Here is an 18779-nt window from a genome sequence, read left to right as displayed (position 1 = left end):
AGCGCGCGCATCGGCATGCCGATGCGCGCGCTCACGGGAACAGCCGCCGCAGGAGCGCGTTGTCGTACACGCGGTGCGGATCCAGCCGGTCCAGTACAGCGGTCGCCGCGGACCAGTCCGGTCCCGCGCCGTCGTCGAAGGAGGCGGGCACAGTGGTGCCCAGGACCTCCGGGTCGGACCAGCCGGCCTCCTTTGTGTAGGCCCAGCCCTTGGACCACTCGACGCGCGCGAGTGCGTGACCGCCGTCGTACGTCGTCAGCAGGAACTGCTCCAACTCCCGGTAGAACTCCTCCGCGTGGGGTGTGCCGGGCAGAGTCAGGACGTCCAGCCAGACGGCCGTGTCCCACTCGGGGTGATCCGCACGGGGCCGCAGGGCGGAGAGCAGCGGGGCGCGGGCGCCGGCCGAGGCGACGTCGGACGGGTCGTCGAGCCCGGTGGTGCGGATCTCCACCTGGCCGTTGACGGGGTAGCGTCCGGTGGCGGCGTAGGCGGCGAGCCGTTCGCGGAAGAAGGCGGTGAACTCGGCGACGACACGCTGCACTTCGGACCGTGAGGTGAGCACGGCGTAACCGTTGGCGGTCACCCGCAAGGTGGTCGGCTTGATGTAGAGAAGCGTGTTCTTGGAGGGCCCCCAGATGTCCGCGGACAGGGTCGCGGTGAGGCCGAGGACCGCCGCGTCGAGCTGCGCGTTGCCCAGCACCGGCGCCAGGTACCAGGCGGCGTCCGACAGCATGCGCCCGGCCAGGTCCGCCACGAGGGTCGGGACGTTGTCGGAGAAGGGATAGTTGTAGGGCGAGGTCACGCGCCGCGAGGTCAGCGGGCGTCGTGGAGCCACGCTCCACACCTTGAGCCACGGGAACTCGGTGAAGGCGAACCAGATCGCCTCGGCGCGCCCGGCCTCGTCCAGGAAGCTCGCGAAGGTCCGCGCGTCACCGTCACCGCCCGGTGCCGCGAAGAGTTCGGCGGCGGGGATGTCCGTACGGCTGACGCAGCGCAGGTTGGTGTTCGCGCCCACCCGCAGCACGACCTCGGTGACCAGGGCGCGGCCCAGATGGGTGAGGAGCGCCGCGCCGTCCGCGTCGTCGCGGTCGTACGTGCGTAGTACGTAGGCCTCGTCGGCGTCGTCCCACACCACCGCCGTGATCGACAGCACGAGGTTGCTGAGGGAGCCGTACGTGTGCCCGGGCAGCCTGCTCTCGCCGTCGGCCGGGACCGCGGTGCCGTGCGCGTCGATGGCGAGGGCGCCGCCGAGGGTGAGGTCGCCGGGCGCGGGCGCCGCGGTGAGGCCGAGCCCGTGGTCCTCCAGGTGGCCCAGCAGCGCTTCCAGCGTGACACCGGTGCCGGCGCGGACGGCGGCACCGGCCGGATCGGCTGACTCCAGTGACACGCCGGTGAGGTGGGTGGCGGTGTCGACCAGGAGCACCGGGGCGCCGGACGCCGTCCCCTCGGGGATCGTCAGCGGCGCCCAGCCGTGCGAGCTGCCCCGGGCGCGCACCGTCCAGCCCTGCTTCCAGGCCCAGTTGACGACGGCGACGACCTGGCCCGAGTCGGCGGGCGCGCAGGCCCACAATCCCTCGGCGGTGATCTCACCCACCCAGTTGCGGTACACGGAACGGTAGACGTCGACGTCCTCCGGAAACCCGGGAAGCGCGGCCGCGGCGGCCGCACGGGCCACCGGCACGAGCTGCGTGCCGGCGACGAGCGAGGCCGCGGTCAGTATGAACCCCCGGCGCGACCAGGGGGCGCGCTCTTCATTGGCTGAATCGTCAATCATTCGCTCACGCTAGGCAGATGCTTGACATGCAGGGACGGCCTGTCAAAACGGTTCACTCGTCCGAGTGAACCTGCTGTGGATGCCTGTGGTGCGTGGTGCCTGCGACGCGTGAGCGACGCGATGCCCGGTGCCGGGTCCTCGGATGCAAGACTGACGGCATGGACGAGCGCGTATTCGGCAGGTCAGGTCAGCAGGCGTCGGTGGTCGGTCTCGGCACATGGCAGCTCGGCGCCGACTGGGGCGATGTCAGCGACCAGGACGCCAAGGCGGTACTGGAGGCGGCGGCCGAGTCGGGGGTGACGTTCTTCGACACCGCCGACGTGTACGGCGACGGACGCAGCGAGCAGACGATCGCCTCCTTCCTGAGCGGGCGACCGGACCTGCACGTGATGGTCGCGACGAAGATGGGCCGCCGCGTCGACCAGATCCCGCAGAACTACGTCCTCGACAACTTCCGCGCCTGGAACGACCGTTCGCGCCGCAACCTCGGCATCGACCGTGTCGACCTGGTGCAGCTGCACTGCCCGCCGACCCCCGTGTACTCCTCCGACGAGGTCTTCGACGCCCTGGACACCCTGGTCGAGGAGGAGCGGATCGCGGCGTACGGCGTCAGCGTGGAGACGTGCGACGAGGCGCTGACGGCGATCGCCCGCCCGAATGTGGCGAGCGTGCAGATCATCCTCAACCCGTTCCGGATGAAGCCCCTGCGGGAGGTCCTTCCGGCGGCCCGGGAGGCGGGCGTGGGCATCATCGCCCGTGTTCCGCTGGCCTCCGGTCTGCTCTCCGGCAAGTACACGAAGGACACGGTCTTCGCCGAGAACGACCACCGGACGTACAACCGCCACGGTGAGTCCTTCGACCAGGGCGAGACCTTCTCCGGGGTCGACTTCGCCACGGGCGTGGAGGCGGCGGCGGAGTTCTCCGCACTCGCCGAGGACGGCTGGACCCCGGCCGGGCTGGCGCTGCGCTGGATCGTCCAGCAGCCCGGCGTGACCACGGTGATCCCGGGCGCCCGTTCGCCCGAGCAGGCCCACGCGAACGCGGCGGCCGCCCGGCTTCCGGAGCTGTCGCAGAAGACGCTGGACGCGATCCAGGACCTCTACGACCGGCGGATCAAGGAGCAGGTGGAAGGCCGCTGGTAGGAGCGCGACGGACGAGCCCGGGCGTGCTGTGCGCGACCCGGGCGGCTCCGAGGCACGAGCTCGGCACCGCCTTGTGACCTGCGGTGTCCGCGCACGACGCTCACTCCCTTGCGGCCGGGGTCGCCCCGCCGGCTGCCGCGTTGAGCTGACGGTCGTGCGGGCGGCTGAGCAGCAGCACGGAGAGCGTGGCGCCGATCAGGGCGCAGAACATGTCCCACTGGGTGTCCCATGCGTCGCCCTGCGTGGCCAGGAAGTCATCGGCCGCGTGACCGCCGATCACCGCGGCGGCCCACTCGAAGAGCTCGAAGGTCGCGCTGAAGGCCAGGCAGGCGCACACCGTCAGCGGCGCCAGCCAGCGGCTGCCCCGCAGCGGTGAGGTCCGGCTGAGCAACTCCCTTACCAGCACGGCCGGTACGAAGCCCTGCATGAGATGACCGAAGCGGTCGTAGGGATTGCGGTCGAGCCCGAACCAGTCCCGCACCCAGTCGCCGAGCGGCACCTGCGCATACGTGTAATGCCCTCCCACCGCGAGCACCAGCGCGTGCGCGGCCAGCAGGCAGCAGAGCAGGTTCGTCAGCGGAAAACGCCGCCAGGTCAGCACGACCAGGGGCAGCCCGATCAGTACCCACACGGTCTCCAGCAGCCAGGTCATCCGGTCGTGCGGATTCCAGGCGGAGACGGCCAGGCCCGCGAGCACCACCCCGAGGAGGACGATCGGGAGCCTCCGGCGCGGGGTGTCCCGCGCCGTCGCCCCCTTCGACGTCAGGTGACGCGTGAGCGGGGCGGGGTGAACTGCGCGCATCGCAGGGCTCCTTGGGCCGGGTGGCCCCATCGTGCGGGGGCGCCGGGGGCGAGGGCATGAGTACTCCTACTCACCTCGAAGGAGCGGGCTGGGCCGGGTTGTCCGTGTGTCTTTACGAACATGTTCGTTAAAAACTTGTTCGCGACGAACATGTTCGTTACCTTTGAGGAGTGACAGGACAGCCAAGCCCCCGCCCCAGCCGCCGTGAACGACCGGCGAAACCCGCCCTGACCAGGGACGGCATCATCGAGACCGCCGTCGCGATCATGCGGGCCGAAGGTCTCCTCCGAGTCACCATGCGCCGCCTGGCGCAGGAACTCGACACCGGACCGGCCTCCCTCTATGTCTATGTACGCAACACCGCCGAACTGCACGCGGCGGTCCTCGACGAACTGCTCGGCGCCGTCGACCTCACACCTGCTCGTTCGGACGGCGACTGGCGTGACCGGCTCGTGCAGGTGCTTACCTCCTACACGAACGTGCTGTTCGAGCACCCCGGCCTCGCTCGCTCGGCCCTCGTGGCCCGCCCCTCGGGGCAGCGCTATCTGGACCTGCTCGAGGCGCTGCTTTCCCTGCTCGACGAAGGCGGCGTCCCGGCGGCGCGGGCGGCGTGGGCAGTCGATCTGCTGCTGCAGTTCGCCACCGCGACCGCGGCCGAACACGCCGAGGGGGAGAAGGACCCGGCCGACGCCGACCGTGAGTGGAACGCGCTCGCCGCGGCGTTGCGAGGGGCCTCCGCCGCGACGCACCCGCACCTCGCCGGACTCGGCACCGAACTGCTCTCCGGACCCGGCCCGGCCCGCCTGACCTGGGGCTTCCATGCCCTGATCAGCGGAGTGCAGCACACACCTCGGCCGGAGACCGAAGCCGGCGGGGGCGCCGCCGCCGAATCCCTTTAGCGCAGGACTCCGAGCCTGCCACCAACGTCCGCCCTTGTGGCCTGTCCCAGGAGTTCGCGCTGCAGAACCCTTCCACCTCCCCCTCGTCTTCCCCTTCCTCCTCCTCTTCCTCATCCGAAAGGTGCACGCCATGACGTCTCATCACCCCATAGCCGTGATCGGCGCCGGTCTCGGTGGCCTCACCCTCGCCCGTGTCCTGCACGTCAACGGCATCCGGGCCGCCGTGTTCGACCTGGACGCCTCACCGGCCGCTCGTGCCCAGGGCGGCATGCTCGACATGCACGTGGAGTCCGGGCAGGCCGCGCTGCGGGCCGCCGGCCTCTTCGAGGAGTTCCGTGCCATCGTCCACGCCGGCGGCGAGGCCACCCGCATCCTCGACAAGGACGCCACCGTCCTGATGGAGAACGACGGCGAGGACGGCGAGCGGCCCGAGGTCTCGCGCGGCGCGCTGCGTGACATCCTGCTCGACTCGCTGCCCGAGGGCACCGTCCGCTGGGGAGCGAAGGTCACCGGTGCACGCACGCTCATCGACGGCCGGCACGAGGTGACGCTCGCCGACGGCGGGGAGACCTTCACCACCGACCTGCTGATCGGTGCCGACGGTGCCTGGTCGAAGGTGCGCCCACTTGTCTCCGACGCCGTCCCGGCGTACTCGGGCCTCTCCATGGTCGAACTGAGCCTGCTCGACGCCGACATCCGGCACCCCGAAGCCGCCGGTGTCGTCGGAGGCGGCATGCTCTTCGCGCTCTCGGACGAGAAGGGATTCCTCGCGCACCGCGACACCGACGGTTCCCTGCATGTCTACGCCGCCCTCAAAACACCGGCGGACTGGGCGACTTCGGGCCCCATCGACTTCACCGACACCGAAGCGGCCAAGGCGACTCTCCTCGCGCACTTCGACGACTGGGACAAGCGACTGCGCGTTCTCGTCTCCGAAGCCGACGGTCCGCTCGTGCCGCGGCCGATCCACGCCCTGCCCGTCGGCCACCGCTGGGAGCGTGTCCCCGGTGTCACCCTGCTCGGCGACGCCGCCCACCTGATGTCCCCGTTCGCGGGCGAGGGCGCCAATCTCGCCATGCTCGACGGGGCCGAACTCGCCACCGCGTTCGCCGCGCATCCCGGCGACATCGAAACGGCGCTGGCCGCCTACGAGTTGGCGCTCTTCCCGCGCAGCGAGTCGGCCGCGGCCGACTCCGCGGCCGGCCTCGACCTGTGCTTCGGTCCGGACGCCTCACAGGCTCTGGTCGACCTGATGGCCGGTCACCACGTCGCCGGCGCCATCGACTAATGCGAGAGCACTTCGCGGGAACTCTCCTGGGTAAGGACGGCGTTTACGTTACGGAGAATGAAGCATTGGCCGAAGCTTTGGCCGGAACGGAGCCGACAGGCGCCGGCACAAAACCGACAGACAAGAAAAGACGCCAGAAACCAGCAAGCTTGAAGCGATGCGATGTGATGACCTTCACCCCGATGTGTCGGAAAGTGATGAATTGCTTACGGTCGTGACACGTAAGGGTGAGTGCAGAGCATCGTAAGACAACGGGAGGTTCTTTCGTGCGACCGTTCACCCTCAACTACGCCTTGCCTCAAGGGCAGTCGGCCGTACCCACCCCCTACCACTACGACGCCTCGCTGCAACTGAACGTGCTGGACGACGGCCGCCCGGCCGTCAGTGACCGCGCGCTTCTCATGGCCGCCGGTACCACGACGTCCACCGCAGGCTCCCAGACGCACTTCGACGACTGACGGCCTCGCGCGCGCATGACCGTACTGATTCTCACGGCGGAACAGGACGTCACGGCCGACATGGTGGTGGCGAAACTGTACGAGCGGGGCGTGCCCGTCGTGCGCCTGGACCCGGCCGACCTGCCCGGCAAAGCGGTGCTCTCCGCCGACTACGCCCACGGTGACTTCGACGGCTATCTGTCGGTCAACGGGCATGTGCTCAGCATGGGCGGCCTGCGGTCCGTCTGGCTGCGTCGGCCGGGCGAGCCGGCGGCCCACGCGCCGGAGCCCTCGCCCTGGCTCACGGCCGAGACGGGGCAGGCGCTGTTCGGGATGCTCTACTCCGCGTCGACGCGGTGGATGAACCACCCGCGCCGCGCCGAACAAGCCCGCCACAAGCCGTGGCAGTTGAGGGTCGCTCAGCGCAGCGGCTTCGCGGTGCCGCCCACCGTCATCACCACGGCCCCGAAAGTGGCCCAGCAGTTCGTGGAGGAGTACCGCGACGTGGTGGTGAAGTCCGCTTCGGGGCCACCGCCCGGCGACCCGCCGGTGGCCCTGCCGACCACCCTGATCGGCCCCGACGCGGACTTCTCCGGTGTCGCCGCGGGTCCGGCGCTGCTCCAGCAGTACATCCCCAAGCGCGCGGACATCCGGCTGACCTGCATAGGCCCCCGTATGTTCGCGGCTCGCAAGGCTGCCGGACCCGGGCAGGTGGACGGGCGCTTCGGCGACACGGGGCACATGTGGGAGATCGCGGTGGTGCCCGACCGCATCGCGCGATCGGTCCACGAGTACCTGGCCCTGGCCGGGCTCGCCTACGCCGCCTTCGACTTCGCGGAGGACGAGGACGGCGTCTGGTGGTTCCTGGAGGGCAACCAGGGTGGGCAGTTCGGCTTCGTCGAACTGGAGACCGGGCAACCCATCGCCGAGGAGGTCGCCCTCTGGCTGGCGCAGCGGCGGGCCGACCGCCGTTCGCCGGAACGCAGGGCCTGACGGCCCGTCGCCGGCGGGGGGCGACGCGGACCAGGCGAGATCCAACCTGTTTGGCGTGAAAGGGGTGTTGCTCACGGGCTTTGCGATACGCAAGCGTGCTGTGTCATGGACCGTGACCGCAGCAGCACCGCTCTGTCCCAGCCCTTGTCCCTCTCCCGACGTCAACTGCTCGCCGTGGCGGGCGCCACCGGCGCCGCCACAGCTCTCGGCACCGCACCGGCCACGGCACGGACCCGCGCCGGGCTCTCCCTGTCCTTCACCGAAGCGACCAACGGCTCGGCGACGCTCGCACCGGGCGGCGACCGGCTGATCGCCGAGGTCCAGAACGTCCTGTGGTCGCTGCCGCGCACCGGAGGCAAGGCCGTGCCCCTCACCCCGGCGGGCCTCGAACCGAACCGGCCCGTGCACGCGCCGGACGGCAAGCTCATCGCGTTCTGCGCCTACCGGGGCGGCGGCTTCCACGTGTGGACCATGCGCCCCGACGGATCGGACGTACGGCAGCGCACCGACGGCCCGTGGGACGACCGCGGCCCGGCCTGGTCGCCGGACGGCACCCGCCTCGCCTTCGCCTCCGAACGCGGCGGCGACCCGGTGACGGGAAGCCCGTACCGCATTCACGTCCTTGATCTCGAAAGCGGTGAACTGACCCGCGTCACGGGGCTGTCCGGGCAGGACGGTCCCCTCCAGGACGGGCCGTGGGAGGACTTCGACCCCGCCTGGGCGCCGGACGGGCGACGGATTCTCTTCGTCCGCGCCAAGGCCGTCACCACCCCGTTCGGGCTCGGCGTGGACGCCCGCACCGTCGCCGCCGTCCCGGCCGACGGCGCAGGCCCGGTCACCGTCGAGCACACCGAGACCCAGGCGGCGCAGGTCATGACCCCGGCGCCGGCGCCCGACGGCAGACGCCTCGCCTATCTGCGGACCACGGCGGCCCCGAACGGCTCCTGCACGCTCGTCGTCGACGGCACACCCGTGACCGTCGCCGGGGACATCGCCCCCGTGCCCCCACGATGGACGGAAGCGGGCGAACTCCTGCTCACGGTGGACGGCCACTTCACCCTCGTACGGCCGCAGGAGCCGGGGCGGACGGAGACGATCCCCTTCGAGGGAGCGCTGCCCGTGGAGCGGCCGGCATACCGGCTCAAGGAGTACGACCTCGGCGATGAGCGGGTGCGGCCGGTGCGCGGCATCCATCTGCCCGCGCTGTCCCCCGACGGCCGGCACATCGCGTTCGCCGCCCTCAACTCACTGTGGCTCGCGGGCACTTCGGGCGGTCGCCCGCCCGAGCGACTGAGGCAGTCCGCGCTCACCCGCTATCTGCTCGCACCGGTGTGGGCGCGGGACGGACGGTCCCTGCTGTACGCCGACGACCGCGACGGACTGCTCGGCGTGTACCGGCGCGATCTCGCCACGGGCGCCGAGACCCCGCTCGCGACGGGCGGCCGGGTGCATCCGGCGCTCTCGCCCGACGCGACCCGGCTCGCCTGCCTCGACATGACCGGCCGGCTCGTGGTCCGCGATCTGGCGACCGGCGAGGAACGCGTCCTCCTCACGCCCCTCGGCGGGGGCGGCCTTCCGGGCCGGCCGAGCTGGTCGCCGGACGGCCGCTACCTCGCCCTGTGCGACCGCGGCCGCCTCAACCTCCGCTTCCGCGAGGGCTACAACCTCATCCGGATCGTCGACACCACGACCGGAACCGACCGTCTGCACGCCGTCGCACCCCACGTCAGCATCGCCGACCGGTACGACTCCGGGCCCGTCTGGTCGCCCGACGGGCGCTGGATGGCCGTAGTCGTGGAATCCGCGCTCTGTCTGCTGCCCGTCGCCCCCGACGGCACCCCGCGCGGAGCGCTGCGCACCCTCACCGACGAACCGGCCGACCACCCCACCTGGTCAGGGGACGCGAAGACGCTGCTGTATCTGTCGGGCGGCCGGCTACGGCTGATCGGCGTCGACGGCGGCGCCGCCCGCACCGTACGCGTGCCGCTGGACCAGCACAGGCCCGCCCCCGCCGACACCGTGGTGCACGCCGGACGGCTGTGGGACGGCACCGGCGAGAACGTGCGCGACGACGTCGACATCGTCGTCCGCGCGGGACGCGTCACCGCCGTCGAACCGCACCGCGCCCGCGGCAGGGGTGCGCTCCGCAGGATCGACGCCTCCCAGCGGACCGTCATCCCGGGACTGTGGGACACGCACACCCACCCGTGGCAGAGCACCTACGGCGGGCGGCAGACCGTCGGCCAGCTGACGTACGGCATCACCACCGCCGTGTCCCTGGGCGGCTTCGCCTACGAACAGGCCCGCATCCGGGAGGCGGTGGCCACCGGGCAACTCGCCGGACCCCGGCTGCTGACCACCGGCGAACTCCTCGACGGCTCCCGCGTCGCGTACAGCATGGGCCGCGCCCATCGCACCAGGGAGGGGCTGCGCCGCTCGCTCGAACGCGGCGCCGCACTCGACTGGGACTTCGTGAAAACCTATGTACGGGCCCCGAGTTGGGTGATGGAGGAGGCGGCACGGTTCGCGCACGAGCGCCTCGGGGTGCGCTCGGGCGGTCACCTGCTGTCGCCGGGCGTCCAGGTCGGCCAGGACCTGACGACCCATCTGCAAGCCACCCAGCGAGCCGAGTCCGGGCACGCGACGACGGCGTCCGGGCGTGCCTACGAGGACGTACTGGAGATCTACAGCGCCCACGGTGTGAACTTCGCGCTCATCGCCACGCCGTTCACCTCGGCACCCCTCATCGGCGCGGATCCCGGCCTCGCCGACGACCCACGGGTCACCGTGGTGATGCCGCCGTGGGACACCGCCGCCGTACGGCAGTCGGCCGGGACGGCACCGACCCCGGCCCAACTCGCCACCCTGCGCACGGAGACCGACATCTACCGGCGCGTGCTGGCCGCGGGCGGGCTCGTCGCCCTCGGCACGGACCAGCCGCTCGTGCCCGTCGGGCTCTCACTGCATCTGGGCCTGCGCGCGCTGCACCGCGGGGGACTGTCGCCGGCGGCCGCGCTGCGTACCGCGACGGTGCTGCCGGCCCGGTTGTTCGGCCTCGACCGGCACCTCGGCACCGTGCAGCCGGGCAGGCTCGCGGACGTGACGATCGTCGACGGCGACCCCTTCGAGGACTTCGACACCCTGGTGCGGACGGTGTCCGTGCTCAGGGGCGGAACTCCTTATGAGACACAGGAGTTGGTGGCGGCGTTCGAGCCGTCGACGCGGCGCGCGCAGGCGGCGCACGACGACTGGCTCGACGTCGGACGGCTGATGCGGCGGGACGGCTGCTGCGACGCCGGCACCTGAGGCATACCTCCCTGGGTTCAGCGGCCGCTGGGCGCTCTTCTAGGTCCCCTGGAAGGACCCGAGGAAGACGTCCAGCGCCTGCTCGTTCCCGGCCGTGTTCCAGTCGTCGGCAGGGGTCGTCCAGCGCAGCGAGTAGCCCCGGTGGTCGCCGAGGAGGAAACCGCGGCCGAACGTGCGCTCCTGGACCCCGTCCGACTCGAAGAGCCACTCCATGTCGGCGGCCTTGTGGCCTTGGTAGGTCACGGCGCGGATGTCGCCGATGCGTTCGTAGCCGGTGGACTCACTGCGCAGTGAGGGTTCCAGCGCCTGCCAGATGGCGACGGGGTCCGGACCCAGCTGTTCGCTGTAGGTGACGGCCAGCGTGCGCGGGTCGCCGGCCGCGCCGAACGTGACGCGGTAGGAGAGGCCATCGCTCGTACGGGTCTGCAGGGGCTTCCAGCCGTCGGGCAGATTGATGGAGAAGCCCTGGGGCGCGACGTAGCGGTGGAAGCCGGACGGCAGGCCCTTTCCGGCCGACTTCTCGGGGGCGGGGCTGGTCGGGGACGGGGTCGGGGTCGGGGTCGGGGACCGCGGTGTCGGTGACGCAGGTGCGGGCGCCGCGCTTTGCCCGGTGGAGGTGGAGGTGGGGGCGGGGGCCGGACTGCCTGACGCAGGGGAAGAGGGCGAGACGGTGGGATCGGAGGCGGAGGAGCTGCGGTCGAGCAGCCCGCCCGCCGCGGTGACGGCCGCGAAGCAGGCCCCGGTGAAGACCAGCGCCACACCGACCACCACGGGCCGGCTGACGGCCCGCCCCCTCCGTCCCGTCCGGCCGGGTGCGGAGTAGCTGTCCATTACGAGGGGCAGCGCGGTGGTGGGCGCCGAGCCGACGGCGTCGGAATCGGTCTCGGCGTTTGCGTCGTCGCGGAGGATGCGCGTGAGGGCTGCGCGGACGATCGGCTCCGGCACGCGTTCCAGCGGGTCTCTGCGCAACAGCCCCTGAATGGCGGGCCCGAGCGGTCCGGCGTTCAAGGGCGGGCGCAGCGGCAGCCGGTCCACTGCGCGCAGCGTGGCCGAAAGGCGGCCGCGGTCCCGGAAGAGCGGCCGGCCCTCGACCATCGCGTACAGGAGTGCCCCGAGGGTCCACAGGTCCGCGGCCGGCCCGCTGTCCTCCCCGCGGGCCTGTTCCGGGGATGCGTACGACGGCGCGGTGGTGCGGGGCGAGGGGGTGGCGCCCAGCAGTCCGAAGCCACTCACGACGACACTGCCCCGCTCCTGGACGTACACCTGGCCGGGGCTGAGATCGCCGTGCGTCACTCCTTCGCGGTGGGCGGCTTCGAGGACGTCGAGCAGGGCGAGCCCGAGACGGGCCGCACGGACCGGCTCCATGGGGCCGTGCCGCAGCAGCTCCACCAGAGGGGTCCCTTCCGGCCGCTCCGCGACCGTCCACAGGACACCGTTGTCATGGATGACGTCGACGACCGCGGCGACCCGCCCGGGGCAGACCGCCGCGAGGAGTTCCGATTCGCGCCGGATCCGGGCCGCGACGCGGTGCGCCGTCTCCTCCTGTCCGTCGTCCGGCAGCCGCGAGCGGGTCACGGCGACGGGCTGCCCGAACTCGACGTCCTGGCCGTGCCAGCCGGGGCGTCCCGCTTCCCGGTGAACCACCTCGAACAGACGGTATCTTCCGGCAACCAACTCTTCCGTGGAGACTTGCACCTTGACCATCGTCATCCCTCGCTGCGCACCGGCCCATGCTTTCCAGGAAGTACGGCGGGCGTGACGTTGAGTGCTCAAAGAAGTGCGAATCCGGCTTCGAATTTCCTGTAACCGAGCCGGAATCGCGCAAGCTTGCGAATGCTCGGGTTGCCGCGTCAGCCGGTGAACGCCTTGCCGATGTACGACTCGGCGAAGGCGGCAGCCGCGCCCGGCGCATCGAGGAGCCGTCGCAGCCGCGCGCCGGCGGATCCCGCGCGGAAGGGATCGCCCGACGAGGGGCCGTGCAGCAACTCCGCGAACCACTGGGAGAACTCCTGGTACTCCCACGCCCGCCGCAGACAGGCCGCCGAGTAGCCGCGCAGTCCGCTGTCGTCGCCCGAGCCGTACGCCACCAGCGCGTCCGCGAGCAACAGGGCGTCGTGCACCGCCAGGTTCATGCCCTTCGCCGCGATCGGCGCGACCAGGTGGGCGGCATCGCCCGCCAGGAACAGCCGCCCGTACACCATCGGCTCGACGACGTAGTTGTGCATGTCGAGCACCCGCTTCTCGATCAGTGGACCCTCGGCCAGCGGCGGGGCGCCGTCCACGGCCAGCCGGGCGTGGAGTTCCGACCACACCCGCTCATGCGGCCAGTTGGCCGGGTCGTCGCCCGACGGGCACTCGAGGTAGTAGCGGGTGACCTGGGGGCTGCGGGCCATGTGGGCGCCGAATCCGCGCGGATGGATACCGAACACGACACAGTCGGAGGACGGCGGCGCCTCGGCGAGCAGAGCCAGCCAGCCGACCCCGTGGTCGCGGCGCGCGATGCGGCCCCCATGGGCCGACACGTAGGTGCGGGTCACCCCCCGTGCGCCGTCGCACCCGGCGATGAACGCGCAGGCGATCCGCCGGTGTTCACCCGACTCGGGATCGGTGTACGACACCGAGGGGCGGTCGGTGTCGATGTCGTGCACTTCCACATCGCGTACGCCGAAGCGGATGTCGCCTTCCTTGGTGTCCGCGTACGCGCGCACCAGGTCGGTCACCAACAGCGGCTGCGGATAGACGAAATGACGGTCCCCGGAGAGCTTGGCGTACTCGAACCGGTGCCGCGCCCCCTCGAAGCGGAACTCGCACTCGTGGTGGGCCTGCGCGCGCTCCACGAGGCGGTCGGCAAGGCCGCGTCGTCGGAGAGCTCGCACGGCCCACTCCTCGATGAACCCCGCGCGGGGCCGCTGTTCGATGAACGTCCTGCTCTCGGTCTCCAGGACCACGCAGTCGACGGAGGCGTCCCGCAGGATGTTGGCGACGGTGAGCCCGGCCGGTCCGGCGCCGATGATGACGACGGGGACCTGCTCTGCCGGTATGGAGGCGGGTGTGGGGGAGGTCATCCGAGCATTATGTCGATGCGACGACGACCGGGCGTCTTCCCTCATGAAGAACGGCTGCTCAGGCGGCCGCCGGATCACCTGAGGCCCGGGAACGGTGTCCCGGGCCTCGGTCTCAGCTGGAGGCGGGTGGCCTCAGCGGGAAGTCAGCGTCCACAGATGGTCCGCCGTGCCGTTGTCGCTCCACTGGAGGACCTGTGCGCCGGACGACGTGCTCATGTTGGTGACGCCGAGCAGAAGACCGCTGTTGTAGTTGGCGATCTTGTAGGTGCCGCCGCCCGCCGGGATGACCTGCCAGAGGTGGTCGGCCGTGCCGTTGTCCCCCCAGATCAGCGCCGTACCGCCGTCGCCGGTGCCCGCGTTGGTGATGCCGAGCAGCAGGCCGCTCTTCTGGTTGACGAGCTTGTAGAGACCGGAGCCCGCGGCGACCAGCGTCCAGTTCTGGTCGGTGCCCGTGGTCGAGGTCGCCTGGACCACGGAAGTGCCCTGTGCCGTACCGGCGTTCTGGGTGTCCAGGGCGAGCCCGCTGTTCTTGTTGGTGATCTGGTAGCGCCCGGCCAGCGAAGTGGAGGTGCCGCTGGGGGTGACGACCAGGTGGTAGCCGTCGGAGGCGTTCATGGCGACGGGGACGGTGATGGAGCCGTTGGAGACCGTGTAGTCGGACTCCGAGATCGTGAACGGGGAGGCGACGGCCGTGGTCCGGCCCTTCGACGGGGTGTACTCCAGCTTGACGTGCACCGTGCTGCCGAACGCCGACAGGGAACCGAGTCCGTTGACCTTCACGGCGGTTGAGCCGCTGCCTCCGCCGAAGACGACGCTGATCTGCCTGCCGTCACCGGTGAGCGAGGCCGCGCCGTCGATGCCTGTCTGCGCCGGTGGCGTGGTCGTGAGCATGTTGCCGGCCATGTCGCCGTACCACTTGTACAGCCAGTACGAGCCGTTGGGCGAGCCACCCGTGTCGGTCAGGGTGTCGCCGAGGGTGCCGTAGTGGTTCCAGAAGGCGAGTTCGGCGTCGCGGACGCCGGTGCGTTCGAACTTGGCGACGTAGCCGATGAGGGAGCCGGGCACCCCTATCTCGGTGGGCGTGGCGTACTCCTCGATGGAGATCGGCCGAGGGCTGATGCCGAGGCTGCTCTCCAGGGAGCGGTAGGCGGAGACATGGGCGGCGATGTCCCTGCTGCCCTGCAGCTCGTGCCAGGCGATGACATCGGGCACGGTGCCGCTCGCCTTGGCGTCCGTGAGGAACGTGCTCATCTGGCCCTGGTTCCACGACGAGTAGCTGGGCCCCTGGATGGGCGTGGAGGTGTCCTTCGCGCGCACTTCCTTGAACGTGCGCGCCCAACCCGCGTCGAAGGCACCGGCGTTGGTGGTGTCCCACGTCCAGTCGGGCTCGTTCCACAGCTCGTACGCGCTGATGTTGCCGGCGCCGGAGGACTTCACCGAAGCGACCTGGGTGTCGACGGCGGACAGCCAGTCGCTCCAACTCACCCACTTGTAGGGAAAGTTCGGGTACCAGTCGGGCATCCGGACGACGACCTTGGCGCCGGCCCTGGCGGCCTTGGACGCGACGACCAGGGAATCACCGGCGGGCTTCGGCTCACCGTTGGGCAACTGCTTGCCGCCGGGGGCCATCTGCACGAAGGTGTTCGGCTTCAGCGCCTGGGTGAGGCTGTCGCTGGGCGTGCTCGCGTCGGCGAGTCCGTAGAGGCTGCCCGTGGCGACATGGGTGACCGATCGCAGGGTCTGGTCGGCGTTGACGACCAGCGTGGTGGCCGAGGTGGGTGCGGCCTCGGCGGGCGCACCGGTGAGGGCGGCGGTGACGGTGGCCAGCGTGGCGGCCAGCGCCGTGGCGGTGACACGGCCGACCGATCGGCGTCGGCTTGTTCTGATGGCGGAGAAGGACATGGGTGCGGCTCTCCCAGGGGGGCGGACAAGAAGGACGTGGGGCGGGGGCGAGTGGCGCTGTACGGTCAGTCCTTGACCGCGCCCGCGGTGACGCCGGCGGCGACATAACGCTGGGCGAGGACGAGGAGCGCGGCTGCGGGCACGGACGCGACGACGGCGGTGGCCATGATCGCGTTCCACTCCTGGTTGTTGTTGCCGATGTAGTGGTAGATGCCGAGGGTGATCGGTCGCATGTCGCCGCCGCTGTCGAGGGTGTTGGCGAAGACGAAGTCGGACCAGGCCCACAGGAAGCTGAAGAGCGAGACGGTGACCACCGCGTTGCGGCTCACCGGCAGCACCACGGACCGGAAGGTGCGCCAGGTGCTCGCGCCGTCGATCCGGGCGGCGGCGGTCAACTCGCCCGGGATGCCGGACATGAACGCCGTGAAGATCATGACGCCGAAGGGCACGGCGATGGTGGAGTCGGCGATGATCAGACCCCACCAGGCGTTCAGCAGGCCCAGGTTGAGGAAGATGCCGTAGAAGCCCATCGCCATCACGATGCCGGGGACCATCTGCGCGATCAGCAGGACCAGCCCGAGTGCACCGGCTCCGCGCGGCCGCAGCATGGCCAGCGAGTAACCGGCGGGTGCGGCGAGGACGAGGGTGACCACGACCGTGCCGACTCCGATGAGCAGGCTCGTTCCGAGGTACGGGAGCTGGTCGTTGAGCACGGCCCGGTAGCCCTCGAACGTGGGGTGCAGCGGGAACAGGTCGGGAGGGGACTTGCGCATGTCCTGCTGCGGGGTGAGGGACACGTTCAGCATCCAGTAGACCGGGAAGAGCATGATCGCGGTCAGCAGTACGCCGATGACGGTGTAACGGCGGGAACTCGCGCGGGACTTCACGTCTCCTGCCTCCTCTGGACGCGGATGTAGAGCAGACCGAAGACGAGGGCGATGAGGATGAGGACGTTGCCGACGGCCGCTCCCGGGCCGAACTTGGGCAGCAGCGTGCCGAATCCGAGCTGGTACGACCAGGTCGCCAGCGTCGACGAGGAGTCGCCGGGGCCACCCTTGGTCATGATCCAGATCAGGTCGAACACCTTGAGTGTGTAGACCAGGCCCAACAGCAGCGTGATCGCCGACACCGGCCGCAGCAGCGGGAACGTGATCCGCCGGAACTGCTGCCAGCCGCTCGCCCCGTCCAGGGACGCGGCCTCGTACAGCTCCCCGGGGATGTTCTGCAGCCCGCTGTAGAGGATGACGAGGTTGAACGGGATGCCGATCCAGATGTTGGCGAGGATGACCGAGGTGAGCGCCCAGTGCGGCGACGTCAGCCAGTCGACGGGGGCCACGCCCACGAAGTGGAGGGCGTAGTTGACCACGCCGGACTCGCCGTTGAGCATCCACGACCACGTCGACGCCGACACGATCAGCGGCAGCAGCCACGGGATGAGGAACAGCGCCCGCAGCGTGGGCGCCAGCCGGAAGTGCCGGTTGAAGAAGACCGCGAGCGCCAGCCCGGCCGCGTACTGGAACGCGATCGACACGAAGGTGAAGACCATCGTGTTGCGCAACGCGGGAGAGAAGGTCGGATCGCTCAGCACCTTTGAGAAGTTGTCCCAGCCGGAGAACGGTGCGTCGTTGTCGACGAACGACCGGACCGTGTAGTTGCGCAGGCTCAGGTCGAGGTTGCGGTAGAGCGGATAGGCATAGAAGGCGACGAGGTAGGCGACGAGCGGGGCGACGAAGGCCAGCGCGGTCAGCCGGCTTCTGCGGCGCCGGCGGCGGGCCGTCGGGCCGGACGGGCCGGCGGCGTCCGTGGCGGGGGCCGTGGTCGGCGACCGCTTCGGACGGTCGACTCGGGCGAGGGTCATACGAACTCCTGGATACGGATGGCGAGATGCCGGGACGCGGCGCCGCGGCCCGCGGCGCCGCGCGCGGGACTCAGCCCTTGCCGGCCGCCGCCTGCGCGGTGGAGAGGGCGTCCTTGGGGCTCTTGCCTCCGGACAGCGACGACTGCACGGCGGTCCACAACGGCTGGGAGATCGTGGGGTACTTGGTGCCCAGTCCACCGCTGGTGCGCCCGCGTGCCGCGGCCACCGCCGCCACCCACGGCTTCAGCTTCGGGTTCGCCTTGACCTGTTCGGCCTGCACCGCAGCGACCGGCGCGACATACGTGAGCGTGGTGTCGGTGGGCAGCAGGTTCTTGGCACTCGTCAGACAGGTGACGATCTTCTTGCTGACGTCGTAGCGCGCGGTGTCCTTCTGCACCGGCACCGTCACGAACTCCCCGCCGGTCGGCACCGGAGCCGAACCGCCCTTCTGCGCCGGGATGTTGACGACGCCGTACCCGAACTTCGCCTTGTCGGCGTTGCCGAGCTGCCAGGTGCCGTTCTCGCCGAAGGCGTACTCCCCGGTGGCGAACTCCTGCCAGCTGGTGGTCTGGGTGTTCTGCAGGACGTCCTTGGGCGCGTAGCCGTCGTCGACCCAGCCCTTCCACAGCGACAGCGCGGCCACACCCTGCGCCGAGTCGAGCTTGGTGAGGTCGCCGCCCGCGCCCCAGAACCAGGGCAGGAACTGGAAGCTGCCCTCCTCCGTGTTGATGGCGGAGAACGTGATGCCTTTCTTCCCGGCGGCCTTGACCTTCTGCAGCGCGGCCGTCAGGGACGTCCAGTCCTTGATCGAGGCGGGGTCGACCTTCGCGGCGGACAGGATCTGCTTGTTGTAGTAGAGGGCGAGCGTGTTGGCGCCGATCGGTATGCCGTAGGCGGCGCCGTCCAGGGTGCCCGCGCCGATGATGTTCTTCTGGAACGAGGCCGTGTCCAGGCCGAGGTCGCTCGTCTTGTTGAGGATCCCCGCCTCCACCAGCGTGGAGACGACCGGGTTGTCCACCAGCATCACGTCGGGGGCGTTGCCCTGCTGCGCGGCCAGCAGCGCCTTGTTGCCCAGGTCCGTGGTGTCGTACCCGGTGCGCTTGATCTTGACACCCGCCTCGGTGCCGCACTGGGTGACGCGCTTGCCCCAGTCGGAGGAGGCGTCGAACTGCGGGTACGGGTCCCAGAACGCGTACGTGGCCGACTTGCCGGACGAGGCGGACGAGTCGGAACCTCCGCCGCAGGCGGTGACGGAGGCGAGGGTGCCTACGGCGACCACGGCGGTCAGGAGGGTGCGGCGGGTGTGTCTCATT

General features: G+C 70.6%; 14 protein-coding genes. 6 read left to right on the top strand and 8 right to left on the bottom strand.

Features of this window, described 5'->3' with window-relative positions:
• Positions 1-31: 31 nt before the first annotated feature.
• Positions 32-1774 carry a cholesterol oxidase substrate-binding domain-containing protein gene (locus tag ACN6LB_RS31850; protein ID WP_445028871.1) on the bottom strand — a complete coding sequence of 581 codons (1743 nt, stop codon included), beginning with the start codon at positions 1772-1774 and terminating at the stop codon, positions 32-34.
• Positions 1775-1932: 158 nt separating this feature from the next.
• On the opposite strand from ACN6LB_RS31850, the gene ACN6LB_RS31845 reads away from it, so the two are divergent.
• A complete protein-coding gene (locus ACN6LB_RS31845; RefSeq protein ID WP_445028870.1) occupies positions 1933-2916 on the top strand; it encodes an aldo/keto reductase in 984 nt (327 codons plus the stop codon).
• A gap of 100 nt (positions 2917-3016) precedes the next feature.
• On the opposite strand, the gene ACN6LB_RS31840 is transcribed toward ACN6LB_RS31845, so the two are convergent.
• Positions 3017-3718 (bottom strand): DUF2238 domain-containing protein, encoded by a 702-nt coding sequence (locus tag ACN6LB_RS31840; protein WP_445028869.1) that lies wholly within the window; start codon positions 3716-3718, stop codon positions 3017-3019.
• A gap of 170 nt (positions 3719-3888) precedes the next feature.
• Here ACN6LB_RS31840 and ACN6LB_RS31835 point away from each other — a divergent pair, with 170 nt between their 5' ends.
• From ACN6LB_RS31835 to ACN6LB_RS31815, 5 genes are all read left to right on the top strand, one after another.
• The gene (locus ACN6LB_RS31835) at positions 3889-4617 is read left to right on the top strand and encodes a TetR/AcrR family transcriptional regulator (protein WP_445028868.1); all 729 of its coding nucleotides are present in this window, start codon (positions 3889-3891) and stop codon (positions 4615-4617) included.
• Between the two features lie 130 nt (positions 4618-4747).
• Positions 4748-5905: an FAD-dependent oxidoreductase gene (locus tag ACN6LB_RS31830; RefSeq protein ID WP_445028867.1), complete on the top strand. Its 1158-nt coding sequence runs from the start codon at positions 4748-4750 to the stop codon at positions 5903-5905.
• A gap of 266 nt (positions 5906-6171) precedes the next feature.
• Positions 6172-6363: a putative ATP-grasp-modified RiPP gene (gene tgmA / locus ACN6LB_RS31825; RefSeq protein ID WP_356142217.1), complete on the top strand. Its 192-nt coding sequence runs from the start codon at positions 6172-6174 to the stop codon at positions 6361-6363.
• Positions 6364-6378: 15 nt separating this feature from the next.
• Positions 6379-7335 carry an ATP-grasp ribosomal peptide maturase gene (gene tgmB, locus ACN6LB_RS31820; protein ID WP_356142215.1) on the top strand — a complete coding sequence of 319 codons (957 nt, stop codon included), beginning with the start codon at positions 6379-6381 and terminating at the stop codon, positions 7333-7335.
• 105 nt (positions 7336-7440) lie between these two features.
• Positions 7441-10641 (top strand): amidohydrolase family protein, encoded by a 3201-nt coding sequence (locus ACN6LB_RS31815; RefSeq protein WP_445028866.1) that lies wholly within the window; start codon positions 7441-7443, stop codon positions 10639-10641.
• Positions 10642-10680: 39 nt separating this feature from the next.
• Here ACN6LB_RS31815 and ACN6LB_RS31810 read toward each other — a convergent pair whose 3' ends face one another.
• From ACN6LB_RS31810 to ACN6LB_RS31785, 6 genes are all read right to left on the bottom strand, one after another.
• Complete coding sequence (locus tag ACN6LB_RS31810; RefSeq protein ID WP_445028865.1) at positions 10681-12345, bottom strand: serine/threonine-protein kinase; 1665 nt, start codon at positions 12343-12345, stop codon at positions 10681-10683.
• Positions 12346-12491: 146 nt separating this feature from the next.
• Positions 12492-13706, bottom strand: a complete 1215-nt coding sequence (locus ACN6LB_RS31805) for a 4-hydroxybenzoate 3-monooxygenase (protein WP_445028864.1) — start codon at positions 13704-13706, stop codon at positions 12492-12494.
• Between the two features lie 132 nt (positions 13707-13838).
• Complete coding sequence (locus tag ACN6LB_RS31800; protein WP_445028863.1) at positions 13839-15608, bottom strand: RICIN domain-containing protein; 1770 nt, start codon at positions 15606-15608, stop codon at positions 13839-13841.
• A 65-nt stretch (positions 15609-15673) separates the two neighbouring features.
• Positions 15674-16435, bottom strand: a complete 762-nt coding sequence (locus ACN6LB_RS31795; RefSeq protein ID WP_356142254.1) for a carbohydrate ABC transporter permease — start codon at positions 16433-16435, stop codon at positions 15674-15676.
• Between the two features lie 56 nt (positions 16436-16491).
• Positions 16492-17466 (bottom strand): carbohydrate ABC transporter permease, encoded by a 975-nt coding sequence (locus ACN6LB_RS31790; RefSeq protein WP_445028862.1) that lies wholly within the window; start codon positions 17464-17466, stop codon positions 16492-16494.
• Positions 17467-17536: 70 nt separating this feature from the next.
• Positions 17537-18778 (bottom strand): sugar ABC transporter substrate-binding protein, encoded by a 1242-nt coding sequence (locus ACN6LB_RS31785; protein WP_445028861.1) that lies wholly within the window; start codon positions 18776-18778, stop codon positions 17537-17539.
• Between the last annotated feature and the right edge of the window lies 1 nt (position 18779).

Source organism: Streptomyces sp. SAS_270 (genome assembly GCF_052543295.1).
The sequence above is the reverse complement of the archived record's forward strand: the minus strand, read 5'-3'. Positions and strand labels throughout refer to the sequence as shown.